A 24171-nucleotide genomic window follows, 5' to 3' on the forward strand; every position below is an offset into this window, starting at 1 on the left:
CGGTACGACCTTTATTTTTAAGATACATGCTAAAAAAAAGTAGAAAAAGAATAATAAGCAAACCACTAACCCACTTAAAAGTATCGTAAGTAGATACTTTTTGCTCTTCCTTGAGTCCTAAAACTCCAATTAATAAATAGAGGTATACCAAAGTAACTATTGCGTTGATCACCCACATGAGTTTGTATGCTAATAACATTTTCATTTATTTTTTCAAGACCGGTTTAACTAGGACTATATAAGCTTGCTAAAGTAGTGTAGGGGTGGTAAAAGAGAAATGCTCTTTTAAGGTGATATTTACTCTTCTGAGCAATTTAAGGGTGAGAAAACTGCACATTTGATTTTTTCGATAAGCTTTTTGGATGATTTTTTAGCGGAATATGGTTGATGTTTACATAATAAATCACCCCAAAAGATGATTTATTGCCGCTGCTAATACCTCTACCTTTGTAACCAAGATTTATTCAGTTTAGCAAGTGCTTTCTAGATTGTACGCTGTTAAATTGCTTGATTTTTATCGTATTAAATTAACTAATGTCCTCATCCCGGTCCCCTGTCTTTGTTTTACTTCTCTTCTTATTTTTGCCGAGTTTTTGTTTTGGTCAAACTCGTGTTATCGATAGTTTAAAGAAAGTTATACAGTCTTCTGGAACCACTAAAGAGATATGTGCGGCCCATAATAAGTTAGCAACTGAATTCACTCGCTATGATTTAAATCAAGCAAAAGAACATTTACACATTGCATTTTCAATAGCAAAATCAATCAATTGGGATCTTCATGTTGCTTATAGCTACACTGAGTTTGTGAATATCTTCAGGAATACCGCAATGACAGACAGTGCTGAATATTATCTAGAAAAACTCAAGCAACTTTCCCTTCAACATGGCTCAAACTCTTCAGATGATATTAAAATAAGAAGTAATTATAATTCTGTAAAAGGACTGATGCTTAAAAATGAAGGGAATTATAAGGCGGCTATACCTTATCTTCTTCAGGCTTTTAAAGAAAGCGAAATATTGAAGAACCCTATATCTGCTGCGGGACAACTGCTGAATATAGGTAACACGTACCTTAAATTAGGGGCTTATGAAACAGCCCTCAACTATCATTTGAAGGCATTAGACGGTTTTTTAAAAATTAATAATAAAAAAGGGCAATCTTTCTGTTATCAAGCTATCGCGGGGGATTTTGTTGCTCTCCAAATCTATGATAAGGCCTTAGATTATGCCATGAAATCTAGACGTATTAAGGCTCTTTTAAATGATAAACGGGGAATCTGTTCTTCAAATACGAGTTTAGGTTTAATCTATCGCGGTTTGAAAGCCTATGAAAAATCTTTAAAATATTTTCAAATCGCACTCCATATTGCTAGAGAAATGCAACTCTTTTCAGAAGAATATGAGGCGCTGATGGAGTTGGGCAATACCTATTTGGAGATGAACGAGCCGTTAAAGGCATTAAATGAGTTCAAACTCGTGCTTAGATTAGCAGTTAAATCTGGAGACGAAATTAAAATTAAGGCCATAGAGGCAAAACTTAAGTTCCTTCAACCTACGCTAGTTTCAGATATAGGTTGGGAAAAAAAGCTATTCGATAATATCCATTTATATGCGAAAGATGGCAATAAAGAACAGGAGCTTGAAAGTTATAAATACCTCGTTAAATTCTATCAGGACAAAAATGATTTTAAAAAAGCCTTTTTTTATAATGAGCAATTCCATACCAAAAAAGATAGCTTGTTGAATTATAAACTTGCCATGCAATTAAAGAAAAAAGAAGAAGTTTTCAATTTGGAAAGGCGAGAGAAAGAAATAACCTTGTTGAAAAGAGATCGACTAATTAATTTGGCAGCTTTGGAGAAGCAAAGAGTTGTTAAATATTCTCTGGTTTTTTTTAGTTTCTTGATGGCATTTGTTTTGCTATTGACGGTTTATCGAAGAAATACCATTCTCAAAGCCAATGCTGTTTTAGCTCTAGAAGATATGCGGATATCTATCGCAAGAGATTTGCACGATGATATTGGCTCTCGCCTGACTAATATCCAGTTAATGACTGAACTTATTCGAAATCCTAACATCATCAAAAATCCGCAGAAAGATTATATCTTAGCTATACGCGAAGAAATAATGGCATCCACAGAAGCGCTAGATGAAATTGTTTGGAACATGAATGGTAAAGCTGCAATTGATGTAAATTTGCAAGTGAGAATGAGAAGATATGCGGGGGAGATTTTTGATATGGGTAAAATAGATTATCAGATGAATATGTCTGATGAGTTGATCGATAAACAGTTTTCGCATGAAAAGCAACGTGATATCTTTCTGATGTTTAGGGAAATATTAAATAACATTCGGAAACATGCCGAAGCAAGTAAGGTGCTGATAGAACTTAAAACTAACAGACATCATATCTGTCTTAACATTTCGGATGACGGTAAGGGTTTTGATTTAGCTAACCTTGAAACAGAAAGAAACGGCCTTAAAAATATTAAAAGTAGAACAGAAAAATGGAAGGGAAAACTTGTACTCGCTTCTATGCCTGGAGTAGGCACACAATTCACAATCACCATACCTAAAGACGGTAGTACCCTTAAACAATTATTAGTATACATCCAAAATTTAATGTCTAAAATAAAATGGAACAAAAATTAGTCATCTTTGAAGATAATGAAGCCCTGAGAAATTCATTAGTGTATCTGCTTAATTCACATACAGATTATGTAGTTGTTGCAGATTTTAATAATGTAGTTGATGTTAAAAAACAGGTAAGCCAGTATAAACCTGATTTAGTGATTATGGATATTGATATGCCTGGAAAGGATGGCATATCAGGCGTAGAAGATATTAAGGAGGTAAGGCCACAAACTACCATTATTATGTATACCCAGTTTGAAGATGATGAAAGACTATTTAAAAGCATATGTGCAGGGGCAGATGGTTATATCTTGAAAAAAACTTCACCAGAAAAGCTTTTCGATGCGATTACTGAAGTATTGAATGGGGGAGCTCCCATGTCGCCTATGATTGCAAAAAAAGTAATCAGTTCTTTTAAAACTTCTCGACAAAAAGATAGTATTCAAATCAAGTATGATCTGACAAAAAGAGAAGCAGAAATTTTGCAGTTACTTACCAAAGGTTATAGTGTTAAACTGATTGCTCATGAAATGAACATTGCTTATGATACAGCACGTTCACATTTAAGAAACACTTACAGGAAACTTCAAGTTAATTGCGGTAAAGAAGCCATCGCAATTTTACTAGCTTCAAAAATTATCTAATTGTTTTTGAGAACTTGAATTGTTGCTATAGATTGTATTAAAAGTTTTCAATGTACTTTTTTACAGCGACTTCAAAAGCTTGTGGATCTGGTAAATTAGCTAGGTTTAAAGTAGTAGGTGGTAAATGGCTATATTTTTCAGTTAAATAACTATGCATCCATTTAAATTCTTCTGTTCCTTTAATTGACTTTCTACCATTGAAGAGTTTTTCAATGCCTAAAATTAAGGTGGAGGCACATTTCCAGCTCATTTCTTCGCCTTGAATAATAATACCAATACTGACTAATTTAGCTAAAGAGGGAACTACTTCTTCATAGGTTGGAATAGCGTGGTCCATGTAATCCCAATAGGAGATGATATTTCCAAGTGTAACTTCTTTTGTATCCGACCCCATATTGCGTATGCATTGAAGAGTCATAATGTCATGGTTAGAAAATTCCATTACTGTTTATTTTTAAAAGAATGTTCTCTTTTATGAAATTCACCATCGTTCCCATATTCCAAATAGCAAATGCTTTTATCAGTAAGTTTTTCAAATACTTTACCATTATTAAAAAGCCTTTCAGGGTCGAAACTCAGAGTTTCATGAACCTGGAAGCTCAAAATTTCTTGGTAAACATTATCGTCAAATTTTAAAATATGATAGGTATTCAATTGAGAATCATCAAGCCAGTTTATCATATAACCAATTTCATCCACACCATCATCATTAATATCTCCGCAGTTTTCTAGTAAAGTTAACCCAGCTTGAAACGGAGAATTGCTAAGAGCATAGTACTTTCTTTTCCCTAAACTGGAGTAAAGTCGAGTAGAGGGGTTAGATAATCGAATAAGACGAAGATTATTGGCTTTGTTGTTTAAATCCTGAACTTTAAAAGTTTCTTTGCCTGTTTTTAAACTGATGTATGATTCGGAAATAGTTTCTTCTTCCTGTCCGTTAAAATATCCCGAAATTTTTAAACGCTTTCCTTGTAATTTATTCGTCGAAATCTTTTGCAGATGTATAGCATGCATTTTCTGATTAGGAAAGCAAAAATAGAATAAGCCTAGGCTAATCCATAAAAAGAAAGTTGTGAATAGAAAAAAAGATTTCATAGATTTTATAAAATACCAGCAATGATACCTAAAATATGGAATTGTTTTTTTAGGCGAAAAAGTGATTGGATTAGTAATGGATTAGTTTTTCCAGATAAACATGTAGCAATTTTATCTGGTGATACTTTTTGAATTATAGCATATAAGAATGAAATATTGGTTTTTTCATCATGAAGACTGTTTTGTCAAAAACTACTTATTGGTTTAATTTTTTTTATTGCTGTAGATTTTTTAATACTTTTTTTTCTAATTACCCTCAAAAAGACGATAAAAAAACAAGTTTCCATCCCCATTTTTTGCTTGTTGATGAGCTCGTTAGAGGTGAAATGGGTTCTTTTTTTAGGAATTGAACTATTAAACAGTCATTATCCCTTTATTATGTCTTTAACTGGGACTGCCTTGCCAAAGATGTCGTCTAAAATCCCTTTAATTAACCTTGCTATAAGGCTGTTATTGCCAAATGTATATGGTGTTTTATACTAATCTAAATCGTAATAGGTTATCAAATGTTAATAATTAGATGTTTACACGTATATAAGTAGGTGAAATATATAGTTTACACCCTGTTTACACCTTGTTTGCACCCTGTTAACTCCTTGTTAAATTTAGATGTATAAACAAATAAACTGCTCCAAAAGAAGGTTGAATTATTTTTTAAGAAAGATTTCGGATTAAGCTTTTTTTCAAAGCGTAGCCGAGAACTTAGCGCTTAGCGAAGCTAAATCTTAAGTATAAGTATTTGTTTAAAGATTTCTCCATTTCGCTGCGCTCCAGTCGAAATGACGATTTGTTGTTTGTCAGCTTTTTGCAGCGGGGGCATCAAAATTCTAAGCTACCGTCATTTCGAGCGTAGCCGAGAAATCTTTGAACTTTGCGCTAAAACAACATAGTGATTAGTGAGCTAAATCTTTATTATAAGTGTTCGTTCAAAGGTTTCTCCATTTCGCTGCGCTCCAGTCGAAATGACGGTTTGTGTTTGCAAAACGTTTCGTTTAAAGGTTTCTCCATTTCGCTTCGCTTTAGTCGAAATGACGTTTGTAAATGTATTTGTTTAAAGATTTCTCCGTTTCGCTTTGCTCCAGTCGAAAGGACGGTTTGGATTTAAGTTGGTGGAGTGATTCGTTTCTATAGCTTTATCGTCCTTTCGGGTTAGTAGAAACCATGTGATCAGCAAAGCTAAATTTTTGTGTTGTTAAAGATTATTGGTCGTTAAGAGGTTTCTCCGTTTTGCTGCGCTCCAGTCGAAATGACGTTTGTGTTTGCAAAAGGTGTTCGTTTAAAGGTTTCTCCGTTTTGCTGCGCTCCAGTCGAAATGACGGTTTGTGTTTGCAAAAGGTGTTCGTTTAAAGGTTTCTCCGTTTTGCTGCGCTCCAGTCGAAATGACGGTTTGTGTTTGCAAAAGGTGTTCGTTTAAAGGTTTCTCCGTTTTGCTGCGCTCCAGTCGAAATGACGGTTTGTGTTTGCAAAAGGTGTTCGTTTAAAGGTTTCTCCGTTTCGCTGCGCTACAGTCGAAATGACGGTTTGGGTTTAAATCTTATTACCCCTAAAAGACGATATATAAACCTATATCATAAGCTTATTTTTGCCCCATTCAATAAGCTAGGGTAGGTGTAAATCTATCAATATCAGGGTTTTAGGTGAAACCGTGATCATGCTTCATCACATTTAAAAATACATATCATGAAAAACTATTTTAAAACATCAGCCTTTGTAATTATTTTGGCATTCACTTTTTTTTCTTGCAAAAAGAAAGACAGTCAACCTAGCACTCCATTAAAATCAGAAATTGCTGTAAAAATTAAATCAGGTAATTTGGTTTCACCAATTGCTTCAGGGACAAAAGGTACGGCAAGTATAAGCTGGTCTAACTATAACGTAATTTTAGGAGACGTTTCTTTTTCAGGAACAAAAGATGGTGTTCCTGCATCGCCTTTTACTATTCCAAGTAAAGAATTTGAATTTAAAGATGGTTCCAAAGCTGATCTTTTAGGAACGCTATTAATTCCAGAAGGAAGTTATTCAAAATCACAGTATACATTAAACTTTAAAGCAAGGACAGGAAATGCACTTGAAATCTCAGGTGTATATACTGATGTTAATGGAATTGCATATACTATTAAATTTGTTTGTAAACAGGAGGTTGCTTCAATTGCGGTTGGTGAAGATAAAATTATCAAACCAACGCAAAACTATTTAGTTGATATCATCATGGATTGGGACAAGTTGAGTGCTAACATCACAACATCTGATTTAGCAAATGTAACTTACATCTCTAAAAATTCAATACTGATTGATGAAACCAATAACCCAGATTTATACGCAAAGTTTAAAAATAACCTTTCTACTATTGCACATTTTACTTATAACCAAAGTAAAGATTTTTAGTTAAAATTTTGAAATTGGAAAAAGCACAGCTCATGTAGCTGTGCTTTTTTTTGCTATTTAAAGGGCTGAATATTTGTGAATTATAAGTGTATTTCTTTACTAGTTTTTTAGCAATGAGTTGGTGAAAAAAAAATATCTTTTTTAAAAAATAGAATTCATGGTTTTGCCATAATACGTGTATTTCTACCCCTTTCTAGTCTTTTTAAGGACTAAACAGTAGCTACTTCCACCCCAAAAGATGATTGATGCGGCTTTTCTTAGTCGATAATTTTATAACAGTTTAAAATAAGTATTAATCCCTTTTCAAACTAATCAAATATGTTTAATATCTATTCAAAAAAATCTTACGGATTCTTTCTTCAAAAGTCTCCTTTGCTCATTCAGAAAAAAACTGCAATGGAAGCTAATACATTGGCTAAAAATGCCTTAAGCCAATCATCACTCATTTAAAAATTTATATCTATGAAAACATATCTTAAGTTAGCGTTATTGTCTTTCGTTTTTGTTGTCATTACAAAAACAACTTTCGGACAAGGGAATGTAGGTATCGGAACAAAAACGCCCGACCCAAGTGCATTATTAGATTTAACTTCTAATAATTCGGGATTACTTATTCCTAGAATGAATACCAATGAACGTTTGGCCATTCTTAATCCAGCTAATGGATTAATGGTATATGATACCGATTTGGGCTGCGTTTATTTCTACGAAGCGGGTCAGAAACAAAAATGGAATTCAATTTGCCAGATCTCTGGAAGTGGAATTTTAACAGGGAACACACCGCCAACGGCTACTTTACCAGTTAATCCTTCTCCAGGAAGTTGGTATATAGATTTAGTGACTAAAATACTTTATGGTCCCTATAATTCGACTACAGGCTGGCCAATGCCAGGTATTCCATTGGCTTCAGGTGCTCAAGGCCCAGCAGGACCGGCGGGTCCAGCGGGAGTTCAAGGTCCGGTAGGTCCTATAGGAGCAAAAGGTGCAGATGGAAATGGTATTCAGACCACAACCGCTAACCCAAATGGTACAATAACTTACACCTATACAGACGGTACAACATTTACCACTCCAAACTTAAAAGGTCCAAAAGGTGATGTAGGAGCTACGGGTGCAACTGGTGCTCAAGGCCCGATAGGACTAACTGGCCCAGCGGGCCCAGTGGGTGCAACAGGTTTAACTGGTCCCGTAGGTCCAGCGGGTGCTCAAGGCCCAGCAGGTCCTACAGGAGCAAAAGGTGCAGATGGAAATGGTATTCAAACGACAACAGCTAACCCCAATGGTACAATAACTTATACGTATACAGATGGTACAACATTTACAACGCCAAACTTACAGGGTGCTACAGGTGCAGTTGGTCCTGCCGGTCCAGTCGGAGCAACAGGTCCAGTAGGTCCGGCCGGTGTTCAGGGTCCAATTGGTGCACCAGGTCCAGCGGGTGCTCAAGGCCCAGCAGGTCCTACAGGAGCAAAAGGTGCAGATGGAAATGGTATTCAAACGACAACCGCTAACCCCAATGGTACAATAACTTATACGTATACAGATGGTACAACATTTACAACTCCAAACTTACAAGGTGCTACAGGTGCAGTTGGTCCTGCCGGTCCAATAGGTTTAACAGGTCCTGCTGGTGCAGTAGGTCCGATAGGTCCACAAGGCCCAGCCGGTGCAAATGGAGCTGATGGTTTACCTGGTGCGGTTGGTCCTGCTGGAGCAATAGGTCCACAAGGTCCCGCTGGCCCTATGGGTGCAACTGGTGCTACAGGCGCAATTGGTCCTGCCGGTCCAATAGGTTTAACGGGTCCTGCAGGTCCGATAGGTCCACAAGGCCCAGCCGGTGCAAATGGAGCTGATGGTTTACCTGGTGCGGTAGGTCCTGCTGGAGCAATAGGTCCACAAGGTCCCGCTGGCCCTACGGGTGCAACTGGTGCTACAGGCGCAGTTGGTCCTGCCGGTCCAATAGGTTTAACGGGTCCTGCAGGTCCGATAGGTCCACAAGGCCCAGCCGGTGCAAATGGAGCTGATGGTTTACCTGGTGCGGTTGGTCCTGCTGGAGCAATAGGTCCACAAGGTCCCGCTGGCCCTACGGGTGCAACTGGTGCTACAGGCGCAGTTGGTCCTGCTGGTCCAATAGGTTTAACAGGTCCTGCTGGTGCAGTGGGTCCGATAGGTCCACAAGGCCCAGCCGGTGCAAATGGAGCTGATGGTTTACCTGGTGCGGTAGGTCCGCAAGGTCCCGCTGGTCCTACGGGTGCAACTGGTGCAGTTGGTCCTGTTGGTCCAATAGGTTTAACAGGTCCTGCTGGTGCAGTAGGTCCGATAGGTCCACAAGGCCCAGCTGGTGCAAATGGAGCTGATGGTTTACCTGGTGCGGTAGGTCCGCAAGGTCCCGCTGGTCCTATGGGTGCAACTGGTGCAGTTGGTCCTGCTGGTCCAATAGGTTTAACAGGTCCTGCTGGTGCAGTGGGTCCGATAGGTCCACAAGGCCCAGCCGGTGCAAATGGTGCTGATGGTTTACCTGGTGCGGTAGGTCCGCAAGGTCCCGCTGGTCCTACGGGTGCAACTGGTGCAGTTGGCCCTGCCGGTCCAATTGGTCCCCAAGGTCCCGCTGGTGCTGATGGTTCACTGACCGGTCCAGCTGGAGGAGATTTATCAGGAACTTACCCTAATCCAACGGTAGCAAAAATTCAAGGGGTGGGTGTAAGTACTACACCGCCTATAGCAAATCAGGTATTAACTTATAATGGAACAAATTGGGTGCCTGCTACTCCTGCAGCTGGTGGTACCACAAATATATATAACACTGATGGCGCTTTAACAGGTGCTAGAACGGTAGCAATGTCGGGTAATAATTTAAGTTTCACGGGAACTGGAAATGTAGGTATTGGCACCGCCCCAACAAAAAAATTAGATGTTGATGGGGATGTCCTATTTAGAAAAGCACAATATGTGAATACACGAACAGACCCTTCTCCAGCTTTAACTATACTACCAGATGATTACCATATTTTGTGTACAAACGTAGGTACAGTAAATATTACCATGCCTGATCCGACCCTTTTTAAGGGAAGAATTTTAATCATAAGTATGGCATTTAATTCGACTGGACAATATGTATTAGTTGGCGGAGTAAATCCTATCAAAAATAATCCTCAGAGTATTGCGGCTAAAACTTCGGCAATGCTCATATGCGATGGATTGAACTGGTATAACATTTCTGGATTTTAAAAATGATGAATAAGAATTATAAAATATTTGGATTAACTGTAGCGTGTGTCTTTGGGTTAAATCAAATTACAAAGGCTCAGGTTAGGGCAAATTTTAATCTTGGAAATGACGAGGCGATATCAAGCTCTGCATTCTTTGATGCTTCAAGTTCTGCCTTTTGGAATACGAGTGAAAATGAAGGAAAAGGACTTGTATTTCCCAGAACAGATCTTACCTTGCTTAAATCGCTTGTAATTACAGGGCCTAATATTCCTAGCAATTACCCTACTTTTTTAGATGGGATGTTGGTTTACAATACGGCTACTGGTACTGCTGCTTTGGGGGGCGGGACTGTAACACCTGGTTTTTATTATTATAGCAATCAAACCCAAGATATCAATGGAGGAGTTTGGACTCCACTTAAAGGAGCAGGTGGTGCTAATGGCGGTAAATTTATTGTTAGCACCCAAGATAATCTTGATGGCACTTTTACTTTCAATTATAGTGATGGAACAACCTTCACAACAGGAAATTTAAAGGGTGCAAAAGGTGATAAAGGTGACAGCGGATATACTTATCAGGCTATCCCTGGAACTACAGGTCAACCTGGCCTCCCTGGTTCTGGTACACCAGGAGCACCCGGTGCGGGAGTTACCATTGTAACCAATGATAGTGGTACTTGGGTTTTTAATCCAACCAACAATACCTGGACAAATATTAATGGTGCAGCAGGAGCAAAAGGAGATAAAGGTGATAAGGGAGATACAGGATTTTCAATTCAAGGACTTCCAGGAACTACAGGTCAACCTGGCCTTCCTGGATCTGGAACCCCTGGGGCACCTGGAGCGGGAGTTACCATTGTAACTAACGATACTGGTACTTGGGTTTTTAATCCAACAAATAATACATGGACAAATATTAATGGAGCGGCTGGAGCGGCAGGTGTAGCAGGAGCAAAAGGCGATAAGGGAGATAAAGGAGACAGTGGCTATACCTATCAGGCTTTGCCTGGAACTAGTGGTCAACCTGGTATTCCTGGATCTGGAACCCCTGGAGCCCCTGGCGCTGGTGTGACTATTGTAACCAATGATAGTGGTACCTGGGTTTTTAATCCAACCAACAATACTTGGACGAATATTAATGGAGCGGCAGGTGTAGCAGGAGCAAAAGGCGATAAGGGAGATAAAGGAGACAAAGGTGATACTGGATTTTCAATTCAAGGACTTCCAGGAACTACAGGTCAACCTGGTCTTCCTGGATCTGGAACCCCTGGAGCCCCTGGCGCTGGTGTGACTATTGTAACCAATGATAGTGGTACCTGGGTTTTTAATCCAACCAACAATACATGGACAAATATTAATGGTGCAGCAGGAGCGGCAGGTGTAGCAGGAGCAAAAGGCGATAAGGGAGATAAAGGAGACAGTGGCTATACCTATCAGGCTTTGCCTGGAACTAGTGGTCAACCTGGTCTTCCTGGATCTGGAACCCCTGGAGCCCCTGGCGCTGGTGTGACTATTGTAACCAATGATAGTGGTACTTGGGTTTTTAATCCAACTAACAATACATGGACAAATATTAATGGTGCAGCGGGAGCAAAAGGCGACAAGGGCGATAAAGGAGACAGTGGCTATACCTATCAGGCGTTACCAGGAACAACTGGACAACCTGGTATTCCTGGTTCTGGTACACCTGGAGCCCCTGGAGCTGGTGTGACTATTGTAACTAATGATAGTGGTACTTGGGTTTTTAATCCAACGAACAATACCTGGACAAATATTAATGGAGCGGCAGGTGCAGCAGGAGCAAAGGGTGATAAAGGAGATAAAGGAGACAAAGGCGATACTGGATTTTCAATTCAAGGACTTCCAGGAACTACAGGTCAACCGGGTCTTCCTGGATCTGGGACACCGGGGGCACCTGGTGCTGGAGTTACCATCGTAACCAACGACAGCGGTACCTGGGTATTCAATCCTATCGACAACAGCTGGACAAATATTAATGGTGCAGCTGGAGCAAAGGGAGCAGATGGAAATGGAATTTCTTCTACAACTGATTTAGGAAACGGGCAGATCAGGTTTAGTTATACAGATGGAACTAATTTTGTAACCTCAGATCTAAGAGGTGCAAAAGGTGATAAAGGCGACAGCGGATATACTTATCAGGCTATCCCTGGAACTACAGGTCAGCCTGGTATTCCTGGTTCTGGTACACCTGGAGCCCCTGGAGCGGGTGTGACTATTGTCACCAATGATAGTGGTACTTGGGTATTCAATCCAACTACTAATACCTGGACAAATATTAATGGAGCGGCAGGTGCAGCAGGAGCAAAGGGTGATAAAGGAGATAAAGGAGACAAAGGCGATACTGGATTTTCAATTCAAGGACTTCCAGGAACTACAGGTCAACCTGGCCTTCCTGGATCTGGAACCCCTGGGGCACCTGGAGCGGGAGTTACCATTGTAACTAACGATACTGGTACTTGGGTTTTTAATCCAACAAATAATACATGGACAAATATTAATGGAGCGGCTGGAGCGGCAGGTGTAGCAGGAGCAAAAGGCGATAAGGGAGATAAAGGAGACAGTGGCTATACCTATCAGGCTTTGCCTGGAACTAGTGGTCAACCTGGTATTCCTGGATCTGGAACCCCTGGAGCCCCAGGAGCAGGCGTTACGATTGTAACCAACGACAGCGGTACCTGGGTTTTCAATCCCATCGACAACAGCTGGACAAACATAAACGGAGCGGCTGGTGCAAAAGGCGACAAGGGTGACAAGGGAGATACTGGCTTTTCAATTCAAGGCTTACCAGGCACGACAGGTACACCTGGCATTCCTGGCTCTGGAACCCCTGGAGCCCCAGGAGCAGGCGTTACGATTGTAACCAACGACAGTGGTACCTGGGTATTCAATCCAACAACCAATACGTGGACAAACATAAACGGAGCAGCAGGTGCAGCAGGAGCAAAGGGCGACAAGGGAGATAAGGGAGATAAGGGTGACAGTGGCTATACCTATCAGGCTATGCCTGGAACTACGGGCCAACCTGGCATCCCTGGCTCTGGAATCCCTGGAGCACCGGGAGCAGGCGTTACGATTGTAACCAACGACAGTGGTACCTGGGTATTCAATCCAACAACCAATACGTGGACAAACATAAACGGAGCAGCAGGTGCAGCAGGAGCAAAGGGCGACAAGGGAGATAAGGGTGATAAGGGTGACAGTGGCTATACCTATCAGGCTATGCCTGGAACTACGGGCCAACCTGGCATCCCTGGCTCTGGAACCCCTGGAGCACCGGGAGCAGGCGTTACGATTGTAACCAACGACAGTGGTACCTGGGTATTCAATCCAACAACCAATACGTGGACAAACATAAACGGAGCAGCAGGTGCAGCAGGAGCAAAGGGCGACAAGGGAGATAAGGGCGACAGCGGCTATACCTATCAGGCTATGCCTGGAACTACGGGCCAACCTGGCATCCCTGGCTCTGGAACCTCTGGAGCACCGGGAGCAGGCGTTACGATTGTAACTAACGACAGTGGTACCTGGGTATTCAATCCAACAACCAATACCTGGACAAACATAAACGGAGCAGCAGGTGCAAAGGGTGATAAAGGTGATAAGGGAGATACGGGATTTTCAATCCAAGGTTTACCAGGCACAACAGGAACGCCAGGTCAACCGGGTTCTGGCCTACCGGGTGCTCCAGGAGCAGGCGTTACCATTGTAACGAATGACAGTGGTACTTGGGTTTATAATCCCACAACGCAAATATGGACTAACATCAAAGGTGCTGATGGTAAAGATGGTTTAACCAATGGTATTGCTGGAGGAGATTTATCGGGCAATTACCCTAATCCTACAGTAATTCAAATCCAAAATACTCCAGTTGATAACACCAAGCCTTTAGTAGATCAAGTATTAACGTTTGATGGAGGAAAATGGGTGCCGAAAACAGTTTCAGCTACAGCACAGCAAAATATCTATACCACTGATGGAGCGCTACAAGCAGCAAGGACTGTTGATATGAATAATAACAATTTAACATTCGCTGGAAAAGGGAATATCGGTATTGGCGTTCAGCCTCAACAAAAGTTTGATGTGGATGGTAGCGTACAGTTCCGTAAAGCACAGTTTGTGAATATCAGAACTGATAATGGTGCTAATGTTACAGTGGGACCAGATGATTATTATCTGCTACTATCTAATACGAATCAGACAATTTATATTACACTACCAGATGCCAAACAGAACAAAGGGAGAATGTTAATTTTTATGGTACCAAATTCCTCATCAACTGGTGCATTTGTATTGGTAAATGGTGTTTCGCCAGTTATTGGACAACCCAATAATGTTACCGCTCAAACAGCCACAGGAATTATCAGTGATGGTAACAATTGGTATAATACAACAGGATATTAATTTATAAAGTTATGAAGTATTTAAATCGAAAAATCTGTTTACTCACTGCAGTTGCATTGGTAACAGGTATGCTAAAGTCGAATGCACAGATTAGAACCAATTTAAATTTGAGCAATGATGGTGCTCCAGCGAGCACTGCATTTTTGGATGCTTCCAGTTCGGTTGTGTGGAATAGCAGTTCCAATAACCTAGGGAAAGGATTGGTCTTTCCAAGAACAGATCTCACCAAGCTATCCAATTTGGCGATGACTGGCTTCTCCTTACCTTCAAACTTTCCCAATTACATGGATGGGATGATGGTATATAATGTAGGAAGTGGGGTTACTCCCATTGGCAATGTGTTAGTGGCTCCTGGTTTTTATTATTATAAAAACTCAAGTAATACCCTATTAGGTGGAACTTGGATGCCTGTTTCGGGGGGTAGTAATGGTTCGAGCGATTGGTCTATTTTTGGAAACGCAAATATTAACCCCGCCACAAACTTTTTAGGCACTACCGGACCAGATCCATTGATTTTTAAAGTCAATAAGATTATTGCTGCCACTTTTAGTCCAAATGGATCACTCCCTTCTAGTTTAAATATAGAAGCTCCACTTTTAATGAATGGGGAAACGATGTTATGGAATGGAGGTATTCCTGGTCAACTTAACTTAATGGTTGGTACTACCAAAACCAAAACACTCTCTGGTCAGAATAATACACTAATTGGCGGCAACACAGGTTTAAACCTAGCCGCTACAAGCTTCAACACTTTTGTTGGAGCAGGAGCTGGAAGTGAAAATACAACAGGGATTGGTAATACTTTTATTGGGGATGGGGCTGGCTTGCTTAATCAAAATGGACATTCAAACATTGCCATTGGTAAAAATGCCGGACCGATTGGTGTGTTAAATAATACAGTTGCTTTAGGTTATGGCGCAACAGTTAAGGCAGACAATTCGATGGTATTAGGAGGAATAAATGCTTACCGTGTAAATGTGGGTATCAATACAGAGGCACCAAGATCATCACTTGATGTGGCAACAGATGACGCCATCGTTCTTCCCGTTGGTCCTACTACTAAACAGCCTGGTAGTGTTGGTTCACCATTAAATGCAGTTCCAGGCATGATTCGTTTCAATTCGGAAAGTAATTTTTTAGAATACCGTAACAACAGTAAATGGGTAAGCGTAGGTTTTGGTCCGGGTTGGAATTTAACGGGGAATGCAGGGACAATTCCAACGGCAAATTACATTGGAACTGCAGATAATCAGCCAACGGTATTTAGCGCTAATGCTACAGAAGCTTTCCGTATTGAACCAAATGGTACTAATCCGGGTAATGTAAATTTAAAAGCACCTTTGTTTGTGAATGGACAACGCATGTTGTGGGATGGTGGAACGCCTAGTAAAAATAATATTGTAATAGGAAATACGATACCTTCTGGATTGTCAGGAACTGATAATATTTTTATGGGAAAGAATGCAGGGGCTACCACAACCGATGGAGAGGCTAACATTTTTATTGGTGAAGGTGCAGGAATTGCGAATACCATAGGAGCTAGAAATACCGCCATTGGAACTCAGGCTGGTCCCTCTGTTGGTAATTTAAGTAATACAGTCGCCTTAGGCTATAAAGCCAAAGTAGATATTAATAATGCTGTGGTAATTGGCAGTGCCACCGACCCAGTAAGTGTGGGTATTAATATTTCCAGTCCAAGAGCGGCATTTGATATCTCTGATAAAGGTGCTATGATTGTACCAACTGGTAGTGAAGGGCAGCGTCCTAAACAACCTGTGGCAGGTATGGTAAGATATAATCAAACCTCATCCATGTTAGAATACTACAATGGAACAGAATGGATCAGTTTAAGTGATTATAAAACTGTGCTTAAGGGAACTTATGACTCGCCTGGCCAGTTAATGGCACCAGGATTTTGGCATGTTACAGATATTCCAGTACCAGGTGCTAAAATTGGCGGTGTGGTTAATGTGAGTTTATCTAAAGGTTTATCTCCATTTATAATTAATCTTCCAAGTACTGTGACTCAGGATGGAATCGTAACTGTACAGTTTTATAGCCTACCAGTACCAGAGAATACTGTTAATCCACAAAGTATGGTTGTGGGCGGAGGTCCTTTTCAAATATTCGTTTCAGTAATTCAATAGCAGCAGCATGAAATACTCAATGCATAAACTTTCGGTTTTAATAGTGGTGACTATTACTCTCTCTAGCGCTAAAGTAATGGCGCAAGTAAGAAGTAACATGTATTATTTTAATAATGGTGCACCCAATAGTACCGCCTTTTTAGATGCTTCCAGTTCTCCAGGATGGAATAACTCCAGCAGTTTTGGAAAAGGATTAATTTTTCCACGAGTAGATTTAACCAAGCTTAGCTCTTTAGCTATAACTGGATCAGTTCAAGCTGATAATTTTCCTTCTTTGATGGATGGCATGATCGTATATAATACTGCGGTGGGCAATTCCTTAATTGGCAACATTGCGGTATCACCAGGGTTTTATTACTACAAAAATAGCAGCAACAATTTACTAGGAGGGGTATGGTCTCCATTGGTAAGTGCAACTAATCCAGGTACAAATAATTGGCCTTTAACAGGAAGTTCTGGTGTAAATAAATCAAGATATTTTGGAACGCAGAATCTTAACCCCTTAATTTTTAAAGTAAATGGGATAGAAGCCGCCCGGATTTTGGTGAATGGCGATCAACCAGGAAGCTTAAATTTGAATGCTCCCTTACAACTGAGGGGAGAACCTATCTTATCTTATGGGCGAGATATGAGCGGGAATAATTTGTTGGTAGGAAATATTGTAGCCAGCTCATTGACTGGTAAAAATAATACCTTGCTGGGAGCAAGTTCGGGTAAAAACTTAAATTTGGGCAGCAATAATACCTTAATTGGTGCATTGGCAGGTTCTGCAATTACGGATGGGTATGAAAATACTTTTATTGGTGATAATGCCGGTAATGCTACCTCAAAGGGATCTTTTAATACCGCCATTGGTCGTTATGCTGGACCATCTGGAGATTTAAAGTATACTACTGTAATTGGTAATGGTGCCGTTGCAAAGCAAAATAATACCTTAATAATGGGTGCCGATCTAAATAGATTGGCCATTGGCATTAATACCGAAACGCCTAGGGCAACGCTAGATGTTGCTACTGATGATGCCATTGTATTACCAGTAGGAGACACCAAGACCCAACCTGTCACAACAGCAGTTCCGGGTATGCTGCGCTTTAACAAAGAGCGTGATTTTGCTGAATATTTTAATAATTATAAGGCCTGGGTAAATCTATCAAAAAATACTGGCTGGACTTTGGAAGGGAATTATGGAACAGTCCCCGCATATAATTATGTAGGTACTGCAGATGATCAGCCTATGCGGTTTGGAGCAAATAATCAGGAAGCTTTTAGAATTACGCCAAAGGGTAAAGTTGCACCCGCATTTGTGAATATAAAAGCTCCATTATGGTTAAAGGGTCAAAGAATGCTTTGGCAGGAAGATGCAGGGAAAGGGCCAAATATGATGTTTGGTGCTTGGGATAAAATTCCAAACCCCTATTTAATTACAGGTGCGAATAACATTCTTTTTGGAGTAAGTGCTGGTGGTAATATCACGAGCGGAAATAATAACATTTTTTTAGGATATAGTGCTGGTTTAGCAGCATCAACTGGCAATGATAATATTGGTATTGGAGGTTTCACAGGACCCGATTATCCAGGAATTTCAAAGAGCATGACATTTTACGTTAAAAATAGACCAAGAAAAAGTAATTCATTAATATTTGGTGATGAGATCACCGGCTACCTATTTAATGCTGTTGGAGTTAATACAAGTTCGCCAGTTGCTATTTTTCACGTAAATAGTACAGATGCCATGATTGTTCCCTCAGGAACAACTACGCAACGCCCCCCAACTGCCGAAGGAGGAATGCTTAGATTTAATGAGACTACAAAGTTATTAGAATATTTTGATGGTTTAAAATGGGTATCACTCAGTCCTCCAAAAATATTGAAAATGGCTTATACTGCACAAAATTATACTTTACCAGTATGGGGTTATCAGACATATGATATTCCATTTCCTGGTGCAAAACTAGGTGGGGTGGTTGACGCACAGGTGCAACAGGAATCTTATTACTCAGGACAGGCTGCGGATGTCATAATGACTGAACACCGGGTAATTGCTGATGGGATAGTTAGGGTAGTGTTTATGACGATACGAATGGGGACTAATACTACACCATCACCTATTTATTTTGTAGGCCCTCCAGGTCCTGGAGTACCATTTAAGCCAACGTTTACGATGAACATAACTGTTATTCAATAAGCCATTAATTAGATATATCTCATGAAAAATTATATAAAAACAATCATTTGCTTAACTGGAGTATTAGGATATCTAGCAGATAACTGTACAGCGCAAATGGTAAATAATGGAGCTATTGTAAATTCCACTGCAAACTCTACCATTATGCTTAACAATACTGATTTTATTCACCAAAAGGGAGAACTGTATTTAAATGGTTGGCTTGGGCTTTCTGGCAATTGGAGTAATTTAGACAACTCCTCAAAAGTGCTAAATCCTTTAAGTACGGGAACGGTTGAGTTTTTTGGCAGTAACCAAAAAATAGCAGGCACAAATACCACTGAATTTCACAACTTATGGTTAAAGGGTACAGGGATTAAAACTTTAGGCTTTAAACAAGAAGTAAATGGGGAGTTAGATTTAACTGACCGAGAGTTGGCTTTAGAAAGTTACGATTTAACCGTAAGCAATGCTAATGCAGATGCGGTAAAGCGTTCCTCAGGTTTTGTCAGCTCAGCTAATACACCGGGCTCGTTAATTCGAAAAATGAAAGGAAATGCTGATTATTTATTTCCTACAGGGTCTTCTAAAAAGGGCTTATTATATAGACCAGTGATACTTAAAGGTCAGGGGAATGATAATACATTAAGTGTAGCCTTGCTTCCAAGTGATCCGGATGAGAATGAACTTTCTGCTGGAACGATCGATAAGAAAAGTGGTCTACTTGATATTAATCATAAATTTTACCACAAAATTGAAAAATTGAGTGGAACGGATGCTATGAATATTGATATTTTATTTGATCCATCGAAAGATGGAAATTTCAAAGAAATGGCTTTCTTAGGCGCAACCAGTTGGTCGCCTTCTAGATCAAACGTGCTTGTTGGACTTTATGGCGACCAGTTGAGTAAGAAAACTTCGAAAAAATTAATGGATATGAAAGGACTGAAATATTTTGCCCTTGCCAATCAAACGGCGGAAGAGTTTTTCATACCTAATACTTTCTCACCCAATGGGGATGGTGTAAATGATACTTGGGTGATTCCTGGTTTAGAAATGTATCCTGATAATGAAGTACGAATCACCAACCGTTGGGGTGATGAAGTTTATGGACGGAAATCTTATTCTAGTGCTAATGCTTGGAATGGTGGAGGCTTGAACGAAGGAACCTATTATTATTTTATCAGTATAAATGTAGCAGGTAATATAAAAACCTACTCTGGATACCTCACTTTATTACATTAAGTATATGAAACAATCAAGATATTTCAAAAAACTCTTTTTAATACTTGGCTTCATGCTAAGTACCGGGGCACTTTTTGCCCAACAAGATGCATTATATAGCCAATATATGTTTAATGGATTGGTTTTAAATCCTGCATATGCTGGCAATAAAGGCATTCTTAATGTAAACTTGGTAAATAGAAACCAATGGGCTAGGCAAAAAATTGCAGGTGCCCCTAGAACCCAAGCTTTCACTGCCGATGGTATTTTTAATGATGGAAAAGTTGGTCTTGGGTTGCATGTCATTAATGATGAGCTAGGTGCGCAAAAACAGTTCTCAGCCATGTTCTCTTATGCCTATAAAATATCACTTTCTGAAGAAACCAAGCTTTCTTTTGGGGTAAGTGGAGGAGTATCTAATTTTTCGCTAGATGGTACAAAACTAACCTATAATCAGGAAAATGACCATGCTATTCCTTCAGATGTCATATCTAACTTAACGCCTGATTTTAGTGGTGGAATTTACCTGAGTAATGATAAGTATTATGTGGGTGTTTCTACAACGCACCTCTTAACCTTAAAGCATGTAGATCATTTTGCTGACTATATGAATGGAAATAGGCACTACTTTGCTACTGCCGGGTACATTTGGCAAGTAAGCCCTACACTCAAAGTTTATCCTTCAAGTTTGTTAAGAACAGATTTGAAAGGACCAATGGACCTTGATTTGAACGCCTCGCTGATTATTAATGATAAGATTGGATTAGGTGGGAGTTACCGAACCTCAGCAGGTCGCGAATACAAATCGAATTCAGCAGTCGCCATGATGCAGTTGTACTTGTTCGATAGCAAAATGAGACTGGGTTATTCGTACGATTTTGACTTAGCCAACTTTGGCGTCCCAAGAAATTCACATGAAATTTCAATTGGATATTTAATTCCAGGAAAAACAATATGGAAATCTCATGCCTCACCAAGATACTATTAGAATAGCAGATTAATTATGAAGAAATATTTAGCATATGTTTTGCCCATACTGATGTTGGCAAATGTGTCGCAGTCAAATGCGCAATCAAAAAATCCAGATACACTGTTTAAATACGAGCAGTATGCAAAGGCACTGCCCTTGTACCAAAAAATGGTACAAAAAGATTCTACAAAAAAAGATGTAGTCTTAAAAATAGGCAGAATCTATAATTATGCAAAGGAATATCCGAAAGCAGAAACTTGGTACGCAAAAGCAGGACAGCAGAAATTATTGGAAGATCCTGTAAGAATGCTTGAATATGCGGAACTACTGCGCATCAGCGGTAAATATGCACAAGCTGCACAGGCTTACCGAGCCTATTACCAGAAAACCCCGGGTGACTTAAAAGCGTTGAGGCTGGCGAAGCATTCCGATTCGCTAGAAGCACTAAGAAAAGTAGCTTTAGTGAAGAGTAAATCGTGGGTGAGTTTACTGAATAGACCAAACACAGCTTATGCTGAGTTCTCGCCTTGGTTGTTAAAAGATCAGCTACTTTTTTTAACCGACAGGTTTAAAACGGATAGCTTGAGTAAGCCAGCTAAAAATGCAATTTATCATAGAACTGGTAAAGGCTTCTCTTTTGCTATGGCTGATAAAATTGATAATCAACAGTCTAAATGGATTGATTCGATCTTTAAAAAGATTCCGGAGAAAATCATGAATGGTGACACTTCGTTTTTAGCTACCTTAAAAAAAGAGCTCAATGTAGGGCCATTATGTTTTAATAAAACAGGCGACACGATATTCTTTAGCAGGGTACGTGATTTGTCCAAGGAAAAATCGAAAAGCAAGGCTAAAATTCAGTGGCAGTATTCTTACAACGAATTGTGCTTTATGGTAAAGAAAGCCAATGGCTGGTCTGAGGTTCAGGTATTTCCTTATAATAACTATTTGAAATATTCGATGATGCATCCGGCGCTTTCAACAGATGGAAAGCGGCTGTATTTTGCATCAGATCGCCCTGGAAGTTTAGGAGGCTTCGATTTATTTTATTCAGAGCGCTTAGCAAATAACAACTGGTCGTTTCCTGAAAATGTAGGCTGCTTGGTAAATACGCAAGGTAATGAGTTATTTCCTTCTATTGATGATCAAAATACTTTATTTTTCTCATCTGACGGCCATTTAGGGCTGGGTGGACTTGATTTATTTTCTACCTCTTTAAAAGACTCAGAAAATTGTGCGCTCAAAGAACCCTTCCATTTACCAGCACCCATAAATTCTTCAGCAGATGATTTTGGTATGTTCGTTATTCAGCCATCTCAAAAAGACCAAAAATATGGTTACTTAAGTAGCAATAGATTACCGGGCAAAGGCTTAGATGATTTGTATAGCTTTTATCTGAATTTGGTAACGGCTTGTCCAGTAGATGTGATGGTTTTAGATAGAACGAGTAAAAAACCGCTTGCAAATGTTAAGGTTTCGCTAGGTACAAATGTTAAAGATTCGCTCAATACGCATTATACTGATGCCGCTGGTAAATTAACTTTGACTTTAAAAGACTGCTTACCTGAAGTAATTAGCTTAAGCAAACCTGCCTATGTTTCCTTATCAGATAGCATAGGGTTAATTAGAGGAAAAACAAGCTATACCTATTTGATGGATATGGCTAAGGGCTTTGCAGTTGAGGGTAAAGTAACTGATGCACTTACAGGAACACCATTAGATTCGGTAACTGTGCTGATCAAAGAAAATAAAACACTATTTAAAAGCCCTCAAACCAAGGCAGATGGAAAATACGCTTCGGTTCTGGAGAAAAACAAACGCTATCTCATCCTAGCGAAGAAACAAGGTTATTTCACCAAAAGAAGTGTCGTGGTGAGTACCTTAGATAAACCAGAGGGTACCATTTTTAATGTTGATTTTGAATTGGAAAAAGTGGTGATCAACAAGGAGATTAAAATTGAGAACATCTATTACGATTTTGCAAAAGCAACACTTAGAAAAGAATCACTACCAGAATTGGATAAAATTCGTGATATGTTACTAGATAACCCAGAGCTAATGGTAGAGTTAAGTGCACATACGGACTCTCGTGGAAAAGATGCTGCAAATATGTTGCTCTCTCAGAGACGTGCAGAAAGTGTAGTGAAATACTTAGTTAGCAAAGGAGTGCCGGCTAGACAGATGATTTCTAGAGGATATGGCGAAACTAAATTGATTAATCAATGTGCAAACGGGGTTAATTGTACGGAGGCAGAACACCAGCTTAACCGTAGAACAGAGTTTAAAATTATTGGTTATGTTAAATCATTGCCAGTAAAAAAAGCAGCACCTAAAACTGTTGCTAAACCAATTGTGAGGAAGAAATAGTTTTAAAAGAAAGTGTAGCCTGGCTAGTTTGCTAATTTAAGCTACACTTTCTTTTCTTTAGTTGTTTAATTGTGATAATGGCTGCAGTATTGTACTGTGGCCTTATTTCGTTTAAAGCATTAACCTATTGATATAGAGAGGAGGAAGGTTGTGGTCTCTTTGGTTAAATCTGTGGTTTCTTTTCCCCGATTCATTAGGGTGCCATTTTTCTTTTAACAGATAGATTAAATAGTATCTTTCATCCATAAGTGTGAGTTAAAATGCTTTTTTGTTAAATTTGATGTTACTTTAAGATGATTTTATAATTTATCTCACCCTTAAAGACGATTTTATGGATGTGGTTTTACAATATATTTGTAAAAATTAATAATTTCTCTGCGCTATTAATATAGAACTAAAAAAGAGCTCTTAGTTAATCTGGAATTATTGAAGTTAAACCATAACTAACATAATCGATTACAAAAATAAATTCATCGACCAATTATGAAACCAGAAAACATTGAATTAGTACAAAAGAGCTGGTTCTTAATCGCTCAAATGGATAAAAAGGTTTTAGGTAAATTATTTTATACCAGGTTGTTTAAAATTGCCCCAGAAGTAAAACCGATGTTCAATAAGAGAACCATGCCTGCTCAATATGAGAAATTGCTCGATATGCTTTCTTATATCATTCACCATGTAGATCATCTAGATACCATAGCCGAAAATATTGCTGGACTCGCTAAACGCCACGTTGCTTATGGGGTTAAAGCTGAACATTACCAAGCTGTAGGCACGGCATTGCTATGGTCGTTAGGACAAGGCTTTGGCAAATATTGGGAGGAAGAATTTACCGTGGCTTGGAACGAAGTTTACGGTATTATCGCTGCTAAAATGATTGCTGCTGGGATAAATTAGCAAAAAACATTTC

At 39.5% G+C, this 24171-nt stretch carries 15 protein-coding genes; 12 read left to right on the plus strand and 3 right to left on the minus strand.

Features of this window, described 5'->3' with window-relative positions:
• Positions 1–534 precede the first annotated feature (534 nt).
• Complete coding sequence (locus tag HQN85_RS15545; RefSeq protein ID WP_173273984.1) at positions 535–2652, plus strand: tetratricopeptide repeat-containing sensor histidine kinase; 2118 nt, start codon at positions 535–537, stop codon at positions 2650–2652.
• Positions 2637–3278, plus strand: coding sequence for a response regulator transcription factor (locus HQN85_RS15550; RefSeq protein WP_173273986.1), 642 nt, complete (start codon positions 2637–2639; stop codon positions 3276–3278). The genes HQN85_RS15545 and HQN85_RS15550 overlap by 16 nt, the downstream gene beginning before the upstream one ends.
• A 37-nt stretch (positions 3279–3315) precedes the next feature.
• Here the strand turns inward: HQN85_RS15550 and HQN85_RS15555 are convergent, their stop codons facing one another.
• The 3 genes from HQN85_RS15555 to HQN85_RS15835 form a co-directional block, all read right to left on the minus strand.
• Entirely contained in the window at positions 3316–3720 is a 405-nt protein-coding gene (locus HQN85_RS15555; RefSeq protein ID WP_173273988.1) for a hypothetical protein, read from the minus strand.
• Entirely contained in the window at positions 3720–4373 is a 654-nt protein-coding gene (locus HQN85_RS15560) for a hypothetical protein (protein ID WP_173273990.1), read from the minus strand. Before HQN85_RS15560 ends, HQN85_RS15555 begins: the two co-directional genes overlap by 1 nt.
• Before the next feature lie 1209 nt (positions 4374–5582).
• Positions 5583–5705 carry a hypothetical protein gene (locus tag HQN85_RS15835; RefSeq protein WP_262888158.1) on the minus strand — a complete coding sequence of 41 codons (123 nt, stop codon included), beginning with the start codon at positions 5703–5705 and terminating at the stop codon, positions 5583–5585.
• Between the two features lie 348 nt (positions 5706–6053).
• Between HQN85_RS15835 and HQN85_RS15565 the strand changes: the two genes are divergently transcribed.
• The 10 genes from HQN85_RS15565 to HQN85_RS15605 all read left to right on the plus strand — a co-directional run bounded on the left by HQN85_RS15565 (position 6054) and on the right by HQN85_RS15605 (position 24158).
• Positions 6054–6758, plus strand: a complete 705-nt coding sequence (locus HQN85_RS15565) for a hypothetical protein (protein ID WP_173273992.1) — start codon at positions 6054–6056, stop codon at positions 6756–6758.
• A 318-nt stretch (positions 6759–7076) separates the two neighbouring features.
• A complete protein-coding gene (locus HQN85_RS15840; RefSeq protein ID WP_262888159.1) occupies positions 7077–7208 on the plus strand; it encodes a hypothetical protein in 132 nt (43 codons plus the stop codon).
• Between the two features lie 12 nt (positions 7209–7220).
• On the plus strand, positions 7221–9986 hold the full coding sequence (locus HQN85_RS15570; protein WP_173273994.1) for a collagen-like domain-containing protein: 2766 nt from the start codon (positions 7221–7223) through the stop codon (positions 9984–9986).
• A 2-nt stretch (positions 9987–9988) separates the two neighbouring features.
• Positions 9989–14389 (plus strand): beta strand repeat-containing protein, encoded by a 4401-nt coding sequence (locus HQN85_RS15575; RefSeq protein WP_173273996.1) that lies wholly within the window; start codon positions 9989–9991, stop codon positions 14387–14389.
• A gap of 11 nt (positions 14390–14400) precedes the next feature.
• The gene (locus tag HQN85_RS15580) at positions 14401–16536 is read left to right on the plus strand and encodes a hypothetical protein (protein ID WP_173273998.1); all 2136 of its coding nucleotides are present in this window, start codon (positions 14401–14403) and stop codon (positions 16534–16536) included.
• A gap of 7 nt (positions 16537–16543) precedes the next feature.
• Entirely contained in the window at positions 16544–18721 is a 2178-nt protein-coding gene (locus tag HQN85_RS15585; protein ID WP_173274000.1) for a hypothetical protein, read from the plus strand.
• A 21-nt stretch (positions 18722–18742) separates the two neighbouring features.
• The gene (locus HQN85_RS15590) at positions 18743–19945 is read left to right on the plus strand and encodes a gliding motility-associated C-terminal domain-containing protein (protein WP_173274002.1); all 1203 of its coding nucleotides are present in this window, start codon (positions 18743–18745) and stop codon (positions 19943–19945) included.
• Positions 19946–19949: 4 nt separating this feature from the next.
• Positions 19950–20912 (plus strand): PorP/SprF family type IX secretion system membrane protein, encoded by a 963-nt coding sequence (locus HQN85_RS15595; protein ID WP_173274004.1) that lies wholly within the window; start codon positions 19950–19952, stop codon positions 20910–20912.
• A gap of 15 nt (positions 20913–20927) precedes the next feature.
• A complete protein-coding gene (locus HQN85_RS15600; protein WP_173274006.1) occupies positions 20928–23261 on the plus strand; it encodes an OmpA family protein in 2334 nt (777 codons plus the stop codon).
• Positions 23262–23744: 483 nt separating this feature from the next.
• Positions 23745–24158 carry a globin domain-containing protein gene (locus tag HQN85_RS15605; protein WP_173274008.1) on the plus strand — a complete coding sequence of 138 codons (414 nt, stop codon included), beginning with the start codon at positions 23745–23747 and terminating at the stop codon, positions 24156–24158.
• The last annotated feature ends 13 nt before the right edge of the window (positions 24159–24171 follow it).

Source organism: Pedobacter boryungensis (assembly GCF_013204825.1).
Classification (GTDB): Bacteria; Bacteroidota; Bacteroidia; order Sphingobacteriales; family Sphingobacteriaceae; genus Pedobacter; species Pedobacter boryungensis.